Source organism: Zobellia sp. B3R18 (genome assembly GCF_018860715.1).
GTDB lineage: Bacteria > Bacteroidota > Bacteroidia > Flavobacteriales > Flavobacteriaceae > Zobellia > Zobellia russellii.
Window position 1 is genome coordinate 673,040 of sequence record NZ_JAHKQG010000011.1, and the last position, 20,729, is coordinate 693,768.

Genomic DNA, 20,729 nt, shown 5'->3' on the forward strand with positions numbered 1-20,729 from the left:
GATGTCATGATCCAAATCAACCAGCTTTCTAAGATATATAAAGGGGCCGACGATTTTTCCGTCCGTGATTTGGATTTAACCATAACCGAAGGTGAGATTTTTGGCCTCTTAGGTCCAAATGGAGCTGGGAAGACCACTCTCATATCAATGCTTAGCTCTCTACTAAAACCTACTTCAGGACACTTTACTATAGACGGGCTAAATTACAAAGACCATAAAAACAGACTAAAACAAATAATAGGCATTGTTCCTCAGGAATATGCTCTCTACCCGTCATTAACGGCCTATGAGAACCTCGTCTATTTTGGAAGCATGTACGGACTTAAAGGTCAGTCTTTAAAAGACGATATCCATGCCCATCTTGAGACCATGGGACTATCAAAATTCGCCCATAAAAAAATTAAAAGTTTTTCCGGAGGGATGAAACGCCGCATAAACCTAATATCCAGCATCTTACACAATCCAAAAGTTCTATTTTTAGATGAACCTACCGTTGGTGTGGACGTACAGTCTAAGAACGTTATTATGGCTTACCTAAAGGAATTGAACAGTGCGGGTACTACCATTATTTACACTTCACATCACTTGAACGAGGCCGAACAATTTTGCACCCGCGTAGGTATTATTGACCACGGCACACTGGTGTGCATTGGCACACCTAAAGAACTTATAGCCCAAGAAGAAAATGCAGCACATCTAGAAGAAGTATTCTTGGCCAAAACCGGTAAAGCTTTACGTGACCATGCATAAACTTTGGGCCTCTACATACAAAGAGTTTTTACTCATTACCCGAGATATTGGTGGGTTGGCCGTACTATTTCTTATGCCCTTGCTATTGGTCATTGTCATTACCACAATTCAGGACAATTCATTCAAAAGTATAAAAGAGACCAAACTACCTATTCTTTTGGTAGATATGGACAAAGGAAAAGTATCCGAAGATATTTTAAAAAGCCTGGCCGATTCCAAATTGTTTCAAGTAGATATGGCCGCTACGGATGAGGAAGCCAAACAACAAGTCTTAAAGGGCGATTATCAATTGGCTATTGTAATACCAAAAGACTTATCCTCTCAACTAGACATTAAAATTAACGAGAACGTAGATGGCATCTTAGCTAAGTTCAGTGATGGCGAAGAAAACATTCCCGAAGTAAAGTCCAAATTGGAACCCAAAGAGGTGAAACTGTATTTTGACCCTGCAACGCAGCAATCGTTCAAAAGTTCCGTGCGAAGTAATATTGATAAGATGATTTCTAAAATAGAAACCGAAACCATCTACAGAGCCTTTCAAGAGCAATTAACGGACGACCCCTCAGAAGCTATTTTTGAAACCGAAAAATTCATCACTTTTACAGAAATTGTACCTAGCAAGCATAAAGAAGCACTAATACCTAACTCTACACAACATAACATTCCTGCCTGGACCCTCTTTGCCATATTTTTTATAATTCTGCCATTGGCCATTAATATGGTGAAAGAAAAGAATCAGGGCACTTTTGTACGGTTACGAACCAACCCTGTTTCCTACGCTACCGTATTGGGGGGTAAAACCATTGTTTTTTTGGGTGTTTCATTAGTTCAATTTGCCCTTATGTTAGCATTGGGAATTTTTCTTTTCCCTCTCATCGGTTTACCTAAACTAGATATTTCCGGAAGACTGCCCCTATTGTTCGTAGTTGCTTTTTTTGCTGGTCTAGCGGCGGTTGGCCTTGGCCTCTTATTGGGTACCGTTGCCAAGACACAAGAACAATCCGCACCATTTGGAGCCACTTTCGTTGTGATTTTGGCCGCAATTGGCGGGGTTTGGGTTCCTGTTTTTGCCATGCCAAAATTCATGCAAGTACTCTCTAGCCTATCTCCAATGAATTGGGGGCTAAGTGCATTTTATAATGTATTTTTGCGCAACGCGACCTTTGTTGAGATTATACCCGAAATATCCCTGTTACTCATATTTTTTGTGGTCACCACGCTCATCGCCATAATTTATAACGAAAGAAAAAATGCCGTCTAACACCAAAAAAGAAATTAGTTTCACGAGTGAAGTCCGTGTAAGGTTTGCAGAAACGGACCCTCTAGGTATTGTCTGGCACGGCAATTATATTCAGTATTTTGAAGATGGTCGGGAGGCCTTTGGTAGGCACCACGGTATTTCGTACCTAGACCAAAAAGACCATAACTTTTCAACCCCTATCGTAAAGTCTTCCTGTGAACATAAGCTTCCATTAAGCTATGGAGATGTTGCAACCATAAAAACAACTTATGTAGACTCTCAAGCGGCAAAGATGATTTTTAAATATGAAATCTATAATCCTAAAGGGGCAGTTGTTTGCACTGGAGAAACGGTTCAGGTTTTTGTTGAATTGGGGGGCGAATTATCCTTGGTAATCCCAAAGTTTTTTGCAGATTGGAAGAAAAAAGTTGGCCTTTTAGATGAATAACGTTTACTTGTCACATAACAACATTGTTTCCGCATATGGCTTTGATAGTGCTTCTGCGGTAGATAGCATTAAAAATAAGGTAACCGGACTTACATTGGTAGATGATTCCAAAGTTCTGCCAAATCCGTTTTACTCCTCTCTAATCCATCAGGAAAACCTAGAAAGCGAATTTCAAAAATTAGATTCTAAGGAAGCTCACACGAGACTTGAGCAAATACTTCTGGTTTCCTTGGCGGATACGCTTAAGAAATCGGGCATAGAACTTACGGAACGTGTAGGTTTGATCGTTTCCACCACAAAAGGAAATATAGATGTCTTGGATGCGGATAGTCCGTTTGACGAAAACCGGGCATATCTTGGTGAGCTAGGAAAAAAAATAGAAACTTTTTTCGGGTTTAAAAACGAAGCCATAGTGCTATCCAACGCTTGTGTGTCCGGAGTTTTAGCCTTGGCCGTAGCCAAAAGACTGATACACCAAGAACGCTATGACCACTTGTTTGTAGTTGCCGGGGATTTGGTAAGTAAATTTATTTTAACCGGCTTTAACTCGTTTCAAGCCTTAAGTGAATCTCCCTGCAGACCCTATTGTAAAACTCGCGCAGGTATTAATATTGGAGAGGTAGGCTGTAGCATACTTGTTACCAAGGACAAAGCCTATCTTGTAGACGAATCTGTGCAAATTATTGGCGAGGCCTCCTGTAACGATGCCAACCACATTTCGGGTCCATCAAGGACTGGGGAAGGATTATACCGAAGTATTGTTTCTGCAATGGAACAAGCAAAAGTAGATGCAGACGCTATAGATTACATCTCGGCTCATGGTACGGCTACCATGTACAATGATGAAATGGAAGCCATTGCCTTCAACAGGGCCAACTTACAAAAAACACCTTTGAACAGTTTAAAAGGTTATTTTGGACATACGCTTGGGGCTTCCGGACTATTGGAAACCATCATCGGGATGCACTCCTTACATACAAATACCCTTTTTGCTTCGCCGGGATTCCAAGAACTAGGTGTATCGCAACCATTGAATATTATTACCAAGACCACACCAAAAGAAAATCATATTTTCCTAAAGACCGCTTCCGGTTTTGGGGGTTGTAATACAGCGGCAATTTTTAAAAAAGTTAATTCATGAGCAGTCCTGAATATCACATAAAATCATACTGCCATATTAGAAACGGTAAAGTCTCAAAGAACGGAGAGATTCTCTTTTCCGATGATTCCGAAGAATTTCCGGCTTTTATAAAATCAGCATACAAACACTTTAAAACCGATTATTCAAAGTTTTTTAAAATGGACAACCTCAGCAAACTGGCATTTATGGGAGCCGAGGTACTTTTACGGGACACCAGCGAACAAAATACCGCCCTTGTCCTTTCAAACAAAGCCTCAAGTTTGGATACTGACCGTAAGCACCAAGCTGCCATCAGTAACGAATCCGGAGCATTTGCTAGTCCCGCTGTGTTTGTTTACACACTTCCGAATATCTGTATGGGTGAAATTAGCATTCGCCACAAACTGTATTCTGAAAATAGTTTCTTTATATTTGCCGAGTTTAACCCCTATTTATTGTCAGATTATGCCAATGATTTGCTGATATCAGGCAAAGCCAAAGAGGTTTTATGTGGCTGGGTTGATTATGACAAAGGAAAATATGATGCGTTTTTATACGTTATCGCTAAAAAAGGTGTGTTGCCCCATAATACAGGAGAACTTACCAAATTATACAGAACAAAATGAGCGAACTTAAACAAGAATTGAAGAAAAAAATCATCGAACAATTAAATTTGGAGGATGTTTCCGTTGACGAAATCGCAAACGACGACCCACTTTTTGGTGAAGGTCTTGGTCTTGATTCAATTGATGCGCTAGAGCTAATTGTAATGTTGGACAAAGATTACGGTATTAGATTGGCAGACCCAAAAGAGGGCCGTAAAATCTTTGAATCTATAAATACAATGGCCGCATATATAGCTGCTAACCGAACCAACTAAAGGTTCTATCGTCTTTTAAGTTGCCAAGCACACGGTTGTACTGCACAGTTAGCCGCATACAACTATAGCACTTAAGCCTAAGATTCGTATTTTTATTCCATATCTATTAATACATCCAAATTAATATGTGCAAGGGCATAGCAATTACCGGCATGGGCGCTATTTCTGCCATTGGAAACAATGTGCAAGAAAACTACGATGCGCTGGTTTCCGGTAAAATTGGTATTTCAAGAATTTCTAAAGTAGATACCGTTCATAAAAACGATATTATGGTCGGGGAAATTGAAATGACCAATGACCAATTAAAGCAAAAACTTGGTATTGCCAAAGAAACAGCAGTATCAAGAACTGCTCTTTTGGCTATGCTTGCTGCCGATGAAGCCCTAAACCAAGCTGGAATTACCGATATAAACGATTGCGAAACCGGACTTATCTCCGGGACCACCGTGGGTGGCATGGACCAATCCGAAAAATATTATTTTGAATACCTTGAGAGCGATGAGCATTGGGGTCATATTAACGGACTCCACGCTGGGGATTCTACCCAAAAACTTGCAGACCATTTAGGGTTAACGGAAAGTTTTGTTTCCACCATAAGTACCGCTTGTTCCTCTGCTGCAAATGCTATTATGCTGGGAGCGAGAATGATAAAATCAGGACAGTTAGACCGTGTAGTGGTGGGTGGTACGGATAGCCTTTGTAAATTCACCATAAACGGATTTAAGACCTTGATGATTTTATCCGACACCTATAACACCCCCTTTGACGATGAAAGAAAAGGGTTGAATCTTGGTGAAGCCGCTGCCTATCTTGTTTTGGAATCCGACGAGATAGTAAAAAGGGACAACAAAAAAGTATTGGGCTATGTAACGGGTTATGGCAATGCTAATGACGCCTTTCACCAGACTGCATCTTCCGAAAATGGGGATGGAGCGGTTCTTGCCATGGAAAAAGCATTAAAAGTTTCGGGTTTAAAGCCTTCGGATATTGATTATGTGAACGCCCATGGTACCGCAACCCCTAACAACGACCTTTCCGAAGGTCGTGCATTGCTCCGTATGTTTGGAGACCAAGTACCGGAATTCAGCTCCACCAAAGCGTTTACAGGCCATACATTGGCGGTTGCGGGTGGTATAGAGGCCGTATATTCTGTTCTGGCATTGCAGAACAACATAATTTATCCCAACCTGAATTTCAAGACTCCCATGAAGGAGTTTAATTTGCTCCCGCAAACCACGGTAAAACAAAAAGAGTTACGCCATGTACTCTCCAATTCTTTTGGGTTTGGCGGCAACTGTTCTACTCTAATCTTTTCCAAAGAAGCCAATGAAACCAGTATATATAAATAGCGTAGGTTCCGTTTCGGCACAGAAAACTTTTGACAACAGCGAGTTTCTTAACGAAATAACCGAGTATACGGACTCCGTGGTTCACGTAATAAACCCTAATTACAAAGAATACATTCCACCAGCAGCGGCGCGACGCATGGCCCGTGGTATAAAAATGAGTACTGTAAGCTCTAAAAACGCCCTTACCGAGGCGGGAATAGAAAATGTAGATGCCATTATCGTTGGTACCGGTCTAGGTTGCATTGGAGACTCGGAACGTTTCGTTAGCGACATCATAAAGAACGACGAACAATTTTTGACCCCTACCCGCTTTATTCAGTCTTCCCACAATACCGTAGCCGGGCAAATTGCACTAGGATTGGGCTGTAAAGGACATAATTTCACTTTTGTACATTCGGCTGTTTCTTTTGAGTCTTCGCTTATAGATGCAAAAATGATGCTTCAGAACAATGAGGCCGATACGGTTTTAGTTGGAGGAGTAGATGAATTGGTAGAACATCACGTAACAACGCACCGTCTGATCGGGCATATTAAAAAAGAACCTGTTGCCTCAAAAGACCTTTTGCAATCCAATTCTGAAGGTATGGTCATGGGCGAAGGGTCTCACTTTTTTGTGCTCTCCAAGGAAAAATCAAACTCTTGCTATGCAGAATTACTTGCAGTAAAAACGTTCAATACACTTGCCAAAGAACAGGTAGAGTCAAAAATCATTGCTTTTCTTGAAAGCAACAAAATGACCGTTAAGGATATAGACGTGGTTATTCTTGGTAACAATGGTGATGCTAATTATGACCATTATTATGAGCGACTTAGCAACTCCCTTTTAACAAACACACCGCAAGCTTATTACAAGCATCTTTCAGGAGAATATGATACCGCAACGGGGTTTGCCTTTTGGTTGGCCAATAAAATTTTAAAGACCCAGACCGTTCCGGACAGTGTTCAACTAAATTCTATTAAGCCTGCTAAACTACAGACCATCTTGGTGTACAACCAATACCGAGGAGAAAACCATAGCCTCACCTTAATCCAAAAATGCTAAAGCGGAATAGGGTAAATACCGCCGCCATTGCTCTTTTGTTTCTACTGGGAACACTTTATTTTTTTGGTCATGCGCCTTGGCATACTATTCTTTTATTACTGTTCGTTTGGTTCGCCATAACCGTATTTGGCTCTTTTTTTATCCAATGGAACTACCATTTATACGCCTTACACTCCAACAAAGCCCTTCACAACAATTGGGTTTCTATAACTTTTGATGACGGACCCAATAGGGAATTCACCCCAAAAGTTCTTGATTTACTTGAAAAATATAATGCTAAAGCAACTTTTTTCTGCATAGGCGAACAGGTTGAAAAACACCCGGAAATCCTAAAAAAAATCATTGCCCAAGGGCATACTATTGGTAACCATACCTACTCGCATGCCAATACCTTCGGTTTTTTTTCGTTGGATAAAGTAATGAACGAACTTACTAGGACAAAAAAAGCAGTGCACACATTAACCGGAAAAGAGATGACACTCTACCGCCCAGCTTTTGGGGTAACCAATCCACAGATTGCAAAAGCCGTTAACCAGCTAAACATACAGGCCATTGGATGGAACGTACGTTCACTGGACACCACATCTAGGTCCGAAAAAACTATATTAGAACGCATTACGAAAAAGGTTTCAAAAGGTGATATTATACTGCTTCACGACACTAGCGAAAAAACAATACGTGTTTTGGAACAGTTATTGTTATTTTTGCGAGAGAAAAATCTGAGTTCGGTTACTGTTGACCGTTTACTAGAAATCGAAGCGTATGCATAAGATACTTTTTCTTTTATTTTTTATATCCTTATCCGCTGTGGCCCAAAAAGAAATGACCCCTGCGGAAGCTACGGCTTTAAAGGTCAAGGTAAAGACCAGGGCAAACGCCACAACCACGGTATTGAGCGGTTTTACGCAATACAAGCATTTAGATTTCCTTTCGGATGATATCGTCTCCCAGGGCAAGTTGGCTTTTAAAGTGCCCAATTTGGTAAAGTGGGAATACACCAAGCCTTTTGCCTATTCCGTTCTCTTCAAAAATGAAACACTGTTCATTAACGATGACGGTAATAAAAGTAATATGGATGTGGGCTCCAACAAGATATTTAAACAATTGAATCAACTTATTACCGCCAGTATTCGCGGGGATATGTTCAATGATGATGAATTCAACATAAAATATTTTAAAATAAACGATTCTAGCTTAGTTTACTTTCTCCCTAAAGATGAGCAGTTCTCCAAATTTATAAAGGCTTTTCACCTTTCGTTTAACGCCCAAGGCGATGTTACCGAGGTAAAGATGATTGAACCTTCCGACGATTATACGCACATTAAATTTTCAGATCGCGTCGTGAACAAAAACGTGTCCGATGCGGTTTTTACTCAGTAGTTTTTGCCTCCTTCTTTTAGTAAGCTGTGCTTCTTATCCCTCTCAAAAAGGATTTGAGCCTGCTAACGATTTTCAGGAAAAAACTACGAACCCTTATTTTTCCAATACCAAAAAAGACTATGTATACAAGGCTAAAATAGATGCTTTCAACAAATCTTTTGGTGGCCTGTTCATAGTGAAAAAGCTAGGTGAGAGACACCACCGCATTGCATTTACCACAGAAATAGGGAATACCATTTTTGATTTTACTTTTAAAGGGAATGATTTTAAGGTAAATCGCATTCTTAAGGAATTGGACAAGAAAGTACTCCTTAATATATTAAAAAGGGATTTTAAAGCCTTGATACAAGAGAAATCCAGGGTAAAGAATAGTTTTAAACTAGCTCAGGATACGGTCTTACAAACGGACATCCTCTCTAAAAAACATTATTTTTATTACAACAATGGGCAACTACATAAAATTGCCCGCGTAGACCGAAACAAAGAAAAAGTAGAATTCAAATTCACCCGTATAGAAGAGCAATTTGCAAAAGAAATTGAAATAGCCCACCATAATTTTAAACTTCATATTGCATTAAAAGCGTTGAAATGAAAACAATACAACTACTCTTTGCCCTAATGGTTCTGGGCTTGTCGGGAACGGCAGTCGCGCAGACCCGCCCAGGAATAAAATTAGGATTGAACAACTCCAACATTAGCAACACCACCCTAGACACAAAATCCGGAATTTATGTAGGAGCATTTGTAGACATTCCATTTTCTGACTATTACTCCCTACAACCAGAACTATTGTATTCCAATCAAGGTGGAAAATCCAACTCCGACCAATATGGAGACGTTAACATCAATTACATCTCCATTGGGTTACCCAATAAATTCTTTGTGAGCCCAAATAGTGGCATTCATTTTATAGTTGGCCTAGGTGTGGATATTAACTTTGAAAACAATTTTGTTAATTTGACCAACTTTAACGGTGATGATGAAATTTTACCTGTAGACGTCTCCGTTTTTGGAGGTATAGGTTATGAGTTCGATTTTGGATTGATTCTTGAAGCACGCTACAAACAGGGTACTATAAGCGTTGATTTCTTTGGGGAAGATGACCTGTACGAAGAAGCGGGAAGTAACCTTAACGGTGTATTCCAGATAGGTGCCGCATATAAATTTAAACTATAAACACATGTTGATCGAAGGTTTATACACCGTAGAAAATTTTAAACAAGAAGACCAAACGGTACAGGCTACGGTTAAACTGAACGCCGCACATGAGGTCTTTAAAGGGCATTTTCCAGGAAACCCTGTAATGCCCGGAGTTTGCATGATTCAGATTATCAAAGAGCTGACCGAACAGGCCACTGGGAAAAAATTATTTCTCTCTGTTGCGTCAAACATTAAGTTTATGGCGATTATCAATCCCGAAAAAAATGATGTTATTGAGCTTACATTAACCATTGCCGAGGATGATGAAACGGTAAAAGTTAAAAACACCACTTCCTTTGAAGAAACATTGGCGCTAAAGCTTAGTGCTACTTTTAATGTTCTAACCTAGACATTATGAATTTAAAGCTCGTTTTTCTGTTTATAGTATCCGCTTTATCCATGGCACGCCCAGTAGACTTGCCAAAAGTTAGAACGGCTTATATTGAGGCAGCGGATAGTGAAGCGGCCACAAAAACCCTCCATGAAGAACTAATGTCCGTCTCCAAGACAGATGACAAAACCCTCGTAGCTTATAAGGGAGCGGTCATCACTATGATGGCCAAGTACGCCAAAGGAATAAAAGAAAAGAAAAACTACTTTAAAGAAGGAGCGGAGCTTTTGGAATATGCTCTGGAGGCAAAGCCTAAAAATGTAGAAATACGGTGCATTCGTTTAAGCGTACAAGAGAATGTACCCAAGATTACGGGCTACACTAAAAACATTGAAGAAGACAAGCAATTTATATTGGATAATTTTAACTCCGTTTCCAATAAAAACAGCAAGGATTTCGTTAAAGGATATATCTCCAAATCCGAGATTTTTAGCGAATCGGAAAGACAATTGCTACAAGGTTCGTAATACGTATCTTTGTAGAAAATTCAGGTCCGGTCTGCTGAACCCTTTGAAAAAAATTGCTCGTGTCAACCCCTACCCCAACACTCCAAAATACTATGCAGCAACTTAATTGCTGCGTATTGGTACCCACATACAATAACGGTGGAACCTTAAGACGGGTGCTTGATGGTATTTTAGAACGCACCCACTCCATTATCATCGTTAATGACGGCGCAACGGACAACACAGCTGAAATTTTAAAAGACTACCCTACCCTTGAACAAATTCATTTACCGGAAAACAAAGGCAAAGGAAATGCGCTTCAAGTGGGTTTTAAAGCCGCAATTACCCAAGGATATGATTATGCAATAACCATAGATTCGGATGGTCAGCATTTTCCTGAAGACCTATCTGTTTTCTTAGATGAACTGCAAAAAGAGGAAACACCCAATGTATTGTACCTTGGTTCACGAAACATGCAGCAAGAAGACGTGCCGGGCAAAAGTAGTTTTGGAAATAAATTTTCCAATTTTTGGTTTTGGTTCGAAACTGGTACCAAACTTCAGGACACCCAATGCGGTTACCGCCTATACCCTTTAAAACAGTTGAAGGATTTAAAGTTTTACACCCCAAAATTTGAATTTGAAATTGAGGTTATCGTTCGGTTGGCATGGGATGGAACATTGGTTAAAAATGTTCCCGTGCGTATCCTGTACGATGAAACGGAAAGGGTTTCCCACTTTAGGACCGTACCAGATTTTACACGCATAAGCATCCTCAATACTTGGTTGGTAATTGTAGCCATTTTATACATCAAACCCCGAAACTTCCTTCGGAAAATAAAAAAAAAAGGATTTAAAAAATTCCTTTTAGAAGACCTGCTGCGTAGTGACGACCCTCCAAAGACCAAAGCGCTTTCCATTGCCTTGGGCGTATTTTTGGGCATTGCTCCGTTTTGGGGTTTTCAGACCATTCTCGTTTTTGCTTTGGCAGCGCTATTTGGCCTGAACAAAGCAATTACCTTTGCATTTTCTAACGTTAGTCTTCCTCCTTTAATACCTTTTATTATCTATTTTAGTGTAAAAATAGGCGTATTGATTACCGGCGAAGAGGTTTCTTTTTCAATAGAGAACATGACCGAAAACTTTGGAATGCTTCAAAATTTGAAAACCTATTTAATCGGCAGTTTTGCCCTGGCTATCCTATCCGCCCTATTTTTTGGAATTGTAGGTTACTTTACAATTCTATTCTTGGGAAAGAAAAAAATGGTGGTAGACAATGGGTAATTTCTTCTTTAAAGCATATAAGTTCATTGCCCGCAAAAGGCTCCTTTCCACTGCGGTACTCTTATTGGTTCTAATTGGGCTCTCCCTTATTGTATCCAAAATTCAATTTGAAGATGATATTACCTCTCTTATTCCCGCCAATGAAGAAGCTCAGCGGGTACAAAAAGTTTTAAAGTCCATAACATTTACGGACAAGATTATCATCAACATACAAAAAGAAGAAAAAGGTACTGTTGACAACCTCACTAAATATGCGAAGGCCATACTGGACAGTTTGGAAAAGAACCAAGCCAACTTTATAAAAGGTGTACAAGGCCGGGTAAATTCCGATGATGTTCCCAAGACACTGGATTTAGTTTACAATAACCTCCCACTCTTTTTAGAAACTGAAGACTACCCGAGCATTACAGATAAAATTGAGCCCGATAGTATTGCCACAGTAACCGCCGAAAATTACCGTACCCTGATTTCACCATCTGGTATTGTAGCCAAAAAAACCATCATCAAAGATCCTTTGCGGCTATCTTTTATTGCCCTCAAAAGGCTCCAAGAACTAGGCGTTGGAGATGATTTTAAATTAAAGAACGGGTTTCTTCTGGATAAAGAGGAAAAAAATATCCTGCTTTTCCTCACCCCTGCTTTTGGTTCTAACGAGACGGATAAAAATCTACCTTTTTCAAACGCACTTTATGATTTGCAAGAGCAGTTGAATAAGGCATACGCCACAAAAGTACACAGTGAATATTACGGTGCGGCCCTTGTTGCCGTGGCCAATGCTAAACAGATTCGTAGCGATATTCAATTTACGGTAAGCATTGCCATGACCTTGCTTATTATAATTTTAATGTTGTTCTACCGTAAGTTGGCATTACCCTTTATCCTATTTTTACCTACGCTTATTGGCGCCCTATTATCCATTGCCTTTCTCTGTATACTACGTGAGAAAATTTCGGCCATATCCTTGGGTATAGGCTCGGTGCTACTGGGAGTCACTTTAGATTATGCGTTGCATATCCTTACCCACATCCGTAACGGGAATGGTGCGGAAAGTCTTTACAAAGAGGTGGCACCTTCTATCCTTATGAGCAGCCTTACAACCGCTTCCGCATTTCTATGCCTTCTCTTCTTAGAGTCGCAAGCTTTGCAGGACCTTGGTATTTTTGCAGCGGTAAGTGTGCTTGGCGCTTCCGTTTTTGCCCTGTTGTTCATTCCCCAGGTTTACTCTGCCAGTAAAGCCGTAAGTTCAAGAAAGACCATTTTAGATTGTGTGGCGGCTTTCGATTTTCACCAATCCAAATGGGCCATTATTGTACTGGTATTATTTTCGGTCATTAGTATTTTCACTTATAACAAGGTTGTTTTTAACAAGGACATTGCCAAGCTAAACTATGAAACCGAAGTACTTAGCGAGGCTAGAAAACGATTGGAAATTTTAACTGACATCAGTTCAAAATCTATCTACATTTCTACTTACGGAAATGATACCCAAACGGTCTTAGCGCAAAACGACTCGCTTTACGACGTACTTAAAACCTTGGAAAAAAATAAGTCCATATTAAGTTTTAGTTCGGTTGGTGGACTCATTCGTTCCAAGAAAACACAGGAAGAAAAAATTAGGGTGTGGAAACAATTTTGGAGTCCGGACAAAATTAATACTACTAAAGAAAATCTAATTGAGAATAGTGCCCAGTTTGGGTTCAAACCCACTACGTTCTCCAAATTCTATGATTTATTACATTCGGATTTTAAGCCGATGGAGGTAACCGATTTTGAACCCATAAAATCTTTTTCTCTAGACGATTACATTGTTCATGATGATAACGGCACCACCATTACCTCTTTAGTAAAGGTAGATGATTACCATATTGATGCGCTGCGCAAACAGTTCGAAAATTTACCCAATACACTTCTCATAGACCGCCAGCAAGTAAACGAGACATTTTTGGGCAACCTTAAAAACGATTTTAACAGCCTAATCGGGTACTCACTTATTGTAGTACTGCTTATCCTTTTGCTATTTTACCGCAGCCTATCGCTAACGGTAGTAACGAGTATCCCTATTTTTCTCACTTGGTTTTTAACCGTGGGTATAATGGGCCTTTTTCACATTGAATTCAATATTTTCAATATCATCATCTGTAGCTTTATTTTTGGGCTTGGGGTTGATTATAGCATATTTATCACTAACGGTTTACTCACGGAATATAGGACAGGTGAAACTGTATTGCATACCCATAAAACCTCTATTTTACTTTCGGTGATTACTACAATTGCAGGGGTGGGGGTTTTAATTTTTGCGAAACATCCCGTTCTCTATACCATTTCAACGGTATCATTAATAGGCATTCTATCTGCGGCATTCGTGGCCTTTACCGTGCAGCCCTTATTGTTTAGGTTATTTATTGGCAGTGCGGATAAACGCCCAATTTCGGTACGGTACTTTATACATTCAGTGTTATCGTTCGGGTATTTTGGAACAGGCGGATTTTTATACTCCATATACGGATGGTTAAAACTTAAACTATCACCGGAAAGCCGTACGAAACAAAACCGGGGCTTTCATAGAGCAGTTTCTAAATTAATGGGTTCCGTACTGTACACCAACCCTCTTGTATCCAAGGAAATAAGAAATCCGCTTAACGAAACTTTTGAAAAACCCGTAATGATTATTGCCAACCATACCAGCTTTTTGGATATCCTGGCCATTGGCATGCTGCATCCAAAGATTATATTCATGGTTAATGATTGGGTCTATAATTCTCCCGTTTTTGGTAGTGCGGCAAAACTGGCGGGAGCTTACCCCGTTTCCGGTGGCATAGAAAATGGCGAGGCTTTTTTAAAAGAAAAAGTGGCCCAAGGGTTTAGTATTATTGCTTTTCCGGAGGGCACTAGATCTTCCACCAATAAAATAAAGCGATTTCACAAAGGAGCTTTCTATTTGGCACAACAATTTGAGTTGGACATTCTTCCGGTGCTCATTCACGGAAATTCCGAAGTATTGCCCAAGGGCAGTTTTATTATCCGAGATGGTAGCATAACCATTGAGCTGCTACCAAGAATCAAGGCACATGATACCCAATACGGTAAAAATTACAGTGAGCGCGCCAAGCAGCTGGGTGCCTATTTTAGAAGCGAATTCAGAAGACTTAGAAACGAAATAGAAGATGAAGATTACTGGAAGAAAACGCTGCTGGAAAATTACAGATACAAGGGCGACCAAATATATAAAGCGGTTGAACAAGATTTAGAAAACCATAAAGAGACTTACTACTCCCTTCTGAAAAAAATTGACTTAAAAAGTAGAATCGTACATCTGTCACAGGGTTTTGGTCAGTTAGATTTGCTCCTTGCCCTAGATTCCATAGACAGAAAAATAACGGTACACCTTAAGGATCAAGAAGCCACTTCTTTACTTCAACATAATTTCTTAACCCGGCACTACAGCAAAATTAATATTGCCCAAAGTCCGGAAGAAGCGCTTACCACAATTGCCGATGTGCTTATTCTGGACGTTCAATTAGAAATGGAGCAGCTTGCGGAACATCTAAACAACAATTTCAATACATTGATTCTATTAAAAAATGCGCGGGAAATTGAAGTGGAGCCACTAGAAACGTTAGGTTTCATTACTAGCGAACAAAATGATAACTTTAGGCTACTAAAAAAGACAAAGGGTCAATGAAAGAACATTATGACGTTGTGATAGTTGGTAGTGGCATGGGCGGTCTCGTTTCTGCTATTATTATGGCACGCGAGGGCAAAAGTGTCTGTGTTCTGGAAAAGAACAACCAATACGGAGGCAACCTACAGACCTTTGTTCGCGACAGGGCCATTTTTGATACGGGCGTTCATTATTTAGGAGGACTTGAAAAAGGCCAGAACCTTTACCGTTACTTTGAGTATCTTGATATTTTGGACGGCTTAACCCTTACAAGACTGGACGAAGACGGCTTTGACCTGATTACTTTTGATGGTGACGAAAAGGAATATCCGCATGCCCAGGGTTACAAAAATTTTGAAGACAAACTCGTTAAGGAATTTCCGGAGGAAAAAGAAGCAATTAGTACCTATTGCAAAAAACTTCAGGAAACCTGCAGCCGTTTTCCCCTTTACAATCTAAGACTTGGTAAACCCTATCATGAGGACACTGAGCTTTTTACCTTACCGGCCAAAAAATATATAGACTCGGTTACGGAAAACGAAAAGTTGCGTGCCGTACTTGCCGGCTCAAATTTATTGTATGCAGGTGAGGAAGGAAAAACGCCGTTCTATGTGCATGCCCTATCCATTAATTCATACATTCAAAGTTCCTATAGATGTGCAGATGGCGGCAGCCAAATAACCAAATTGCTCATCAAGCGTTTAAAGGAAAGCGGAGGCGAAACCTATAAACATAGTGAGGTTACCCGGTTTAATGTTGAAAACAAGCAAATAGTATCGGTCACTACAAAAAACGGTGCTGTTATAAAAGGAGACCTTTTCATATCCAATATAGAGCCCAAGCTTACCATTAAGATGGTAGGGCAAGAACATTTTAGAAAGTCGTACGCCAACCGCATCCAGAGTATAGATAGCACTATTTCGGCCTTTAGCATTCACATTGTACTAAAGCCCAAAACGTTTAAATACCTGAACCATAATTACTATCACTTTAAAAATTATGAGTCGGTCTGGAACTCGCATCGCTATACCCAAGAATCCTGGCCCGAAGCTTACATGGTCTCTATGGGCACCCGTAAGAACCAAGATGAGTGGGCGGATCAATTGACCGCCATAACCTATATGCGCTATGAAGAACTAGAGCCTTGGTCCGGAACTTTTAATACGGTGGCAAAAAAAAATAGCAGGGGCGAAACGTACGAAGAATTCAAACAGACCAAGATAGATGCGTTTTTAAACGCCCTTGAGCAAAAATTTCCGAACATACGGCAAAGCATACAATCAATTCATACATCTACACCATTGTCCTACAGGGATTATATTGGTTGCAATGAGGGTTCTATGTACGGTTACGCCAAAGATTTCAACAATCCGCTAAAGACCTTTATCTCCCCAAAAACCAAAATAAAAAATCTATTTTTTACCGGACAGAGCATTAATATGCACGGTATTTTAGGCGTGACCATTAGTAGCGTAGTTACCTGTTCCGAAATTCTAGGCAGCGAATATTTGCTTGAAAAAATAACCAAAGGGCACACAAAGACCAACGAAAAAATAGATGCATAATGGGACAGTTTAAAACAACTCCGGTAGAACGCGTAGAAAACATCTCAAAAGCGGACTTCATTAAAAACTATTACAAGCCACAAAAGCCGGTTTTAATTACTGGGCTTACCAAAGATTGGCCTGCCTATACCAAATGGAAGTTAGATTATATTCAAGAGCGTGCCGGAGACCAAATTGTGCCCTTGTACAACAATGAACCTGCAAAGGACAAGGAAAGTGTTTATGCGCCCAAAAAGGAAATGAAATTGAGCGAGTACATTGAAATCCTAAAAACCGAACCCACGGATCTACGGATTTTCTTTTACAACATCCTAAAGGAAATGCCCGAATTGCTCAAAGACTTTGAATACCCGGATATTGGCCTAAAATTCTTTAAAAAATTACCGGCACTCTTCTTTGGTGGTGGCAAGTCTAAAGTATTTATGCATTATGATATTGATTTACCGGATAGTATGCATTTTCATTTTGATGGGGACAAAGTGGTAAACCTCTTCTCTCCCGAACAAACAAAATACCTGTACAAAGTGCCTTTTTCCATTCATAATATTGAAGATATAGACATGGACCATCCGGATTTTGAGAAATACCCGGCCTTACAGTATGCCCAATGTATTCGTGCCGAAATGAAACACGGAGATGCCCTCTATATGCCCAGTGGCTATTGGCATAGCATACGCTATTTAAACGGTGGTTTTTCTATGACGCTACGTGCCTTACCTAGGCACCCGGGGCGTTTTGCCAATATGCTCTACAATGTTATGATTATGCGCCACATAGATAATATAACACGCAAATACCGCGGACAAAAATGGTTGGATTATAAAGACCGATGGGCAAAAAAACGGACAGAAAAGAACTTGAAAACCATAAAAAACAGTTGAGGCGGCGTACTTTTACCTCTTAATTGTTCCTATTAGCTTTTACTGATTGATGTAATGTCGAAAAAAATAGCACCAAAAATATACGTTCTTCTGGTCCTGGGCCTTCTTTTGGGGTCCTGCGGTGTTTCTAAATCACTAAAAGACTTGCCCAACATAAGCCAATACGAAGCAAATGTATCGGAGCGGCAGCAACTTACAGATTCAACATATCTACTGGGCACTAATTTTTTGACCAAGAACCAACAGGGGCTTTATGAACTTTATGTCTCCGGAAATCCTTATGAACTGGGGCTTAAAACAGGAAATCTCACCCAAGAGCTTTTTCAGGAACAGGAACGTGTGTTCATTGAAAAAATAGACGACCTCGTACCCAAAAAAGGAAAGCAGAAACTGCTCCGGAAATTCTTGGCTTGGTTCAACCGAAAAATGTACAAGCATTTAGATGAGCAGTACAAGGCCGAAATTTATGGCATTTCTCAATATGCTTCCAAAGACTATGACCGTATAGCAGCACCATACCCACGCGTCATGTACTTTCATGGAGCGCATGACATTGGCCATGCCCTGCAAGACCTTGCATTGGTAGGTTGTTCCTCCTTTGCTGCTTGGGGAGACCATACTGCGGACGGCAAACTTTTAATAGGCAGGAACTTTGATTTTTATGCGGGAGATGATTTTGCCAAGAACAAAATCATTGCTTTTGTAGCCCCCGATGAAGGCCACAAATTCATGTCCGTTACCTGGGCAGGTATGGTGGGCGTAGTCTCAGGTATGAACGACCAAGGACTAACGGTAACCATCAATGCCGGAAAATCTAAATTCCCCCTAGTGGCCAAGACTCCCATTTCATTGGTAACACGGGAAATTCTACAGTATGCCTCAACCATTGAGGAAGCCATAGCCATTGCACGAAAGCGCGAAGTCTTTGTTTCCGAATCTATTTTTGTGGGAAGTGCCAAAGATAAAAAAGCCGCTCTTATTGAGGTTTCGCCGCATAACTTTGGAGTTTACGAAGTAGAAAACGGGAACCAACTGGTTTGCTCCAATCACTTTCAAAGTGAGGCATACGCCGATGATAAAAAGAACCGGAAACACATATTTGAAAGCCATTCCCAATACCGTTATGAGCGTATGGAAGAACTTCTGGACGAAGCTCCCAAAGTTACTCCGAAGCTCGCGGTAGACATCCTAAGGAACAAAAACGGACTGGATAACAAACGTATCGGGTACGGGAATGAAAAGGCGCTCAACCAAATGTTGGCGCACCACGGTATTGTATTTCAACCGGAAGACCTTATGGTCTGGGTTTCCAGCAACCCGTATCAATTGGGAGAATTTGTGGCTTATGACCTAAACGAGGTCTTTAAAAATGCCGACCAAAACCCTGGGGCCAAACCTATTTCTTTATCCGATAAAAATATAGCTCCGGACCCTTTTCTGCGTACTTTGGCCTATCGTCATTATGAACGCTATAGAGATTTAAACCGAGAAATAACCGCTGCTATTGCTTCCGAAGAGAAAATTGAACCTGCAGTCTTGTCCGAATTTGTAGCCATAAATCCCGACTTTTGGGAGGTACATTTTCTTGTGGGACAGTACCACTATGAAGAAAAGAACTATCAAGAAGCGCTCAAAGCTTTTGAGACGGCACGCTCCAAAGAGATAACCACAGTACCCGATACGGAAGTCCTAGACAAGTACATTAAAAAAACCAAAAGGAAGCTCAAATAATGATTCCAGAAATAGAAAAAGCATCCATCCCGGAAATCAAGGCGTTTCAAGAAGAAAAGCTAAAAGAACTCGTAGGTTACGTAAGCGAGAAGTCGCCTTACTACAGACGTCTTTTTCGTCAATATAAAATACATCCAACGGACATTAATACACTTGAGGACTTGGCCAAACTGCCCGTAACCACCAAGGAGCAGTTACAGCAACATAACAATGATTTTCTTTGCGTGCCCAAATCGCAGATTATAGATTTTGTGACCACATCGGGCACTTTGGGCGACCCTGTAATTTTAGGCCAGACCGATAAGGATTTAGACCGCTTGGCGCATAACGAAGCCATTTCTTTGGCCTGTTCGGGAGTGGGTAAAGATGATATTATACAAATGACCACTACTATGGACCGCCGTTTTATGGCCGGTCTTGCCTATTTTCTAGGAGTGAGAAAATTGGGCGCAGGTATTATTCGTGTGGGTGCAGGTATTCCGGAATTGCAATGGGACACCATCCTGAAATTCCAACCAACCTATCTGATTGTGGTGCCTTCGTTTTTGTTGAAATTGATTCAATATGCCGAAAATCATGGAATAGACATTAACGCTTCTGGTGTAAAAGGTGCCATTTGCATTGGCGAATCTTTGCGAAACCAAGATTTTTCATTGAACGTCCTTGCCCAAAAAATTAAGGAAAAATGGAATATTGAACTGTATTCCACCTACGCTTCCACTGAAATGAGCACCGCCTTTGCCGAATGTTCGGAGCAGCAAGGAGGGCATCACCATCCCGAGCTTATCATCGCGGAAATTTTAGATGAGAACGACCAGCCCGTTGCCCATGGGAAAGAAGGAGAGCTCACCATTACCACTTTGGGTGTAGAAGCTATGCCTTTGCTTCGTTTTAAGACCGGAGATATTGTGGTTGCGCATACCTCACCCTGTGCTTGTGGCAGGAACACCATGCGCTTAGGACCTGTGGTTGGCCGAAAAAAACAAATGATAAAGTACAAGGGCACCACCCTCTACCCGCCCGCAATGGACAATCTTTTGAACGATTTTGAGGAAGTGGACGGTTACGTGTTCGAGATATATCATAACGATATTGGTACGGATGAAATCCTGATAAAGATAGCTTCCTCCTCGGCAGACCCTAAATTGATGCAGGCCATTAAGGACCATTTTAGGTCCAAGTTGCGGGTTTCCCCAAATATTGAAATCTGTCCTAACGAGGAAATCCAAAAACTGCGGATGTCCAAACTGGGAAGAAAACCTATTAGCGTAATCGATAAGAGGCAGTAGCACCTGGCTTCGTCTGCGCTCAGCCATACGGTGCTAATAAACAAAAGCTATTTTCAGGCTGTACTCAGCTATA

20 protein-coding genes are annotated in these 20,729 nt (G+C 40.6%); all 20 read left to right on the plus strand.

Translation table 11 applies throughout. From position 1 onward, the window contains the following. Positions 1 to 6: 6 nt before the first annotated feature. The 20 genes from KO513_RS09345 to KO513_RS09440 all read left to right on the plus strand — a co-directional run bounded on the left by KO513_RS09345 (position 7) and on the right by KO513_RS09440 (position 20,656). Complete coding sequence (locus tag KO513_RS09345; RefSeq protein WP_215914003.1) at positions 7 to 750, plus strand: ABC transporter ATP-binding protein; 744 nt, start codon at positions 7 to 9, stop codon at positions 748 to 750. Beyond that, positions 743 to 2,011: an ABC transporter permease gene (locus tag KO513_RS09350; RefSeq protein ID WP_215913154.1), complete on the plus strand. Its 1,269-nt coding sequence runs from the start codon at positions 743 to 745 to the stop codon at positions 2,009 to 2,011. The genes KO513_RS09345 and KO513_RS09350 overlap by 8 nt, the downstream gene beginning before the upstream one ends. Continuing rightward, complete coding sequence (locus KO513_RS09355; RefSeq protein WP_215435982.1) at positions 2,001 to 2,438, plus strand: acyl-CoA thioesterase; 438 nt, start codon at positions 2,001 to 2,003, stop codon at positions 2,436 to 2,438. The genes KO513_RS09350 and KO513_RS09355 overlap by 11 nt, the downstream gene beginning before the upstream one ends. Next, positions 2,431 to 3,579, plus strand: coding sequence for a beta-ketoacyl-[acyl-carrier-protein] synthase family protein (locus KO513_RS09360; RefSeq protein ID WP_215913155.1), 1,149 nt, complete (start codon positions 2,431 to 2,433; stop codon positions 3,577 to 3,579). Before KO513_RS09355 ends, KO513_RS09360 begins: the two co-directional genes overlap by 8 nt. Continuing rightward, positions 3,576 to 4,184, plus strand: a complete 609-nt coding sequence (locus tag KO513_RS09365) for a 3-oxoacyl-ACP synthase (protein ID WP_215913156.1) — start codon at positions 3,576 to 3,578, stop codon at positions 4,182 to 4,184. The genes KO513_RS09360 and KO513_RS09365 overlap by 4 nt, the downstream gene beginning before the upstream one ends. After that, positions 4,181 to 4,438: a phosphopantetheine-binding protein gene (locus KO513_RS09370; protein ID WP_215913157.1), complete on the plus strand. Its 258-nt coding sequence runs from the start codon at positions 4,181 to 4,183 to the stop codon at positions 4,436 to 4,438. Before KO513_RS09365 ends, KO513_RS09370 begins: the two co-directional genes overlap by 4 nt. 125 nt (positions 4,439 to 4,563) lie before the next feature. Further along, a complete protein-coding gene (locus KO513_RS09375; protein ID WP_215913158.1) occupies positions 4,564 to 5,787 on the plus strand; it encodes a beta-ketoacyl-[acyl-carrier-protein] synthase family protein in 1,224 nt (407 codons plus the stop codon). Then, on the plus strand, positions 5,765 to 6,829 hold the full coding sequence (locus KO513_RS09380; RefSeq protein WP_215913159.1) for a beta-ketoacyl synthase N-terminal-like domain-containing protein: 1,065 nt from the start codon (positions 5,765 to 5,767) through the stop codon (positions 6,827 to 6,829). The genes KO513_RS09375 and KO513_RS09380 overlap by 23 nt, the downstream gene beginning before the upstream one ends. After that, positions 6,823 to 7,599, plus strand: a complete 777-nt coding sequence (locus KO513_RS09385) for a polysaccharide deacetylase family protein (RefSeq protein WP_252735737.1) — start codon at positions 6,823 to 6,825, stop codon at positions 7,597 to 7,599. Before KO513_RS09380 ends, KO513_RS09385 begins: the two co-directional genes overlap by 7 nt. Then, the gene (locus KO513_RS09390; protein ID WP_215913160.1) at positions 7,592 to 8,209 is read left to right on the plus strand and encodes a LolA family protein; all 618 of its coding nucleotides are present in this window, start codon (positions 7,592 to 7,594) and stop codon (positions 8,207 to 8,209) included. Before KO513_RS09385 ends, KO513_RS09390 begins: the two co-directional genes overlap by 8 nt. After that, positions 8,190 to 8,801, plus strand: coding sequence for a hypothetical protein (locus KO513_RS09395; RefSeq protein WP_215913161.1), 612 nt, complete (start codon positions 8,190 to 8,192; stop codon positions 8,799 to 8,801). Before KO513_RS09390 ends, KO513_RS09395 begins: the two co-directional genes overlap by 20 nt. Continuing rightward, complete coding sequence (locus tag KO513_RS09400) at positions 8,798 to 9,385, plus strand: porin family protein (RefSeq protein WP_215913162.1); 588 nt, start codon at positions 8,798 to 8,800, stop codon at positions 9,383 to 9,385. The genes KO513_RS09395 and KO513_RS09400 overlap by 4 nt, the downstream gene beginning before the upstream one ends. A 4-nt stretch (positions 9,386 to 9,389) precedes the next feature. After that, a complete protein-coding gene (locus KO513_RS09405) occupies positions 9,390 to 9,758 on the plus strand; it encodes a 3-hydroxyacyl-ACP dehydratase (RefSeq protein ID WP_215913163.1) in 369 nt (122 codons plus the stop codon). A 5-nt stretch (positions 9,759 to 9,763) separates the two neighbouring features. Next, entirely contained in the window at positions 9,764 to 10,267 is a 504-nt protein-coding gene (locus tag KO513_RS09410) for a ubiquitin-like protein Pup (RefSeq protein WP_215913164.1), read from the plus strand. 92 nt (positions 10,268 to 10,359) lie between these two features. Continuing rightward, entirely contained in the window at positions 10,360 to 11,529 is a 1,170-nt protein-coding gene (locus tag KO513_RS09415; protein WP_215913165.1) for a DUF2062 domain-containing protein, read from the plus strand. Then, a complete protein-coding gene (locus KO513_RS09420) occupies positions 11,522 to 15,211 on the plus strand; it encodes a 1-acyl-sn-glycerol-3-phosphate acyltransferase (RefSeq protein ID WP_215913166.1) in 3,690 nt (1,229 codons plus the stop codon). The genes KO513_RS09415 and KO513_RS09420 overlap by 8 nt, the downstream gene beginning before the upstream one ends. Continuing rightward, complete coding sequence (locus tag KO513_RS09425) at positions 15,208 to 16,755, plus strand: phytoene desaturase family protein (RefSeq protein WP_215913167.1); 1,548 nt, start codon at positions 15,208 to 15,210, stop codon at positions 16,753 to 16,755. Before KO513_RS09420 ends, KO513_RS09425 begins: the two co-directional genes overlap by 4 nt. Then, positions 16,755 to 17,636 carry a cupin-like domain-containing protein gene (locus KO513_RS09430; RefSeq protein ID WP_215913168.1) on the plus strand — a complete coding sequence of 294 codons (882 nt, stop codon included), beginning with the start codon at positions 16,755 to 16,757 and terminating at the stop codon, positions 17,634 to 17,636. Before KO513_RS09425 ends, KO513_RS09430 begins: the two co-directional genes overlap by 1 nt. A gap of 54 nt (positions 17,637 to 17,690) precedes the next feature. After that, positions 17,691 to 19,367 (plus strand): C45 family autoproteolytic acyltransferase/hydolase, encoded by a 1,677-nt coding sequence (locus KO513_RS09435; RefSeq protein ID WP_215913169.1) that lies wholly within the window; start codon positions 17,691 to 17,693, stop codon positions 19,365 to 19,367. After that, positions 19,367 to 20,656: a phenylacetate--CoA ligase family protein gene (locus KO513_RS09440; RefSeq protein WP_215913170.1), complete on the plus strand. Its 1,290-nt coding sequence runs from the start codon at positions 19,367 to 19,369 to the stop codon at positions 20,654 to 20,656. The genes KO513_RS09435 and KO513_RS09440 overlap by 1 nt, the downstream gene beginning before the upstream one ends. Positions 20,657 to 20,729: the final 73 nt, after the last annotated feature.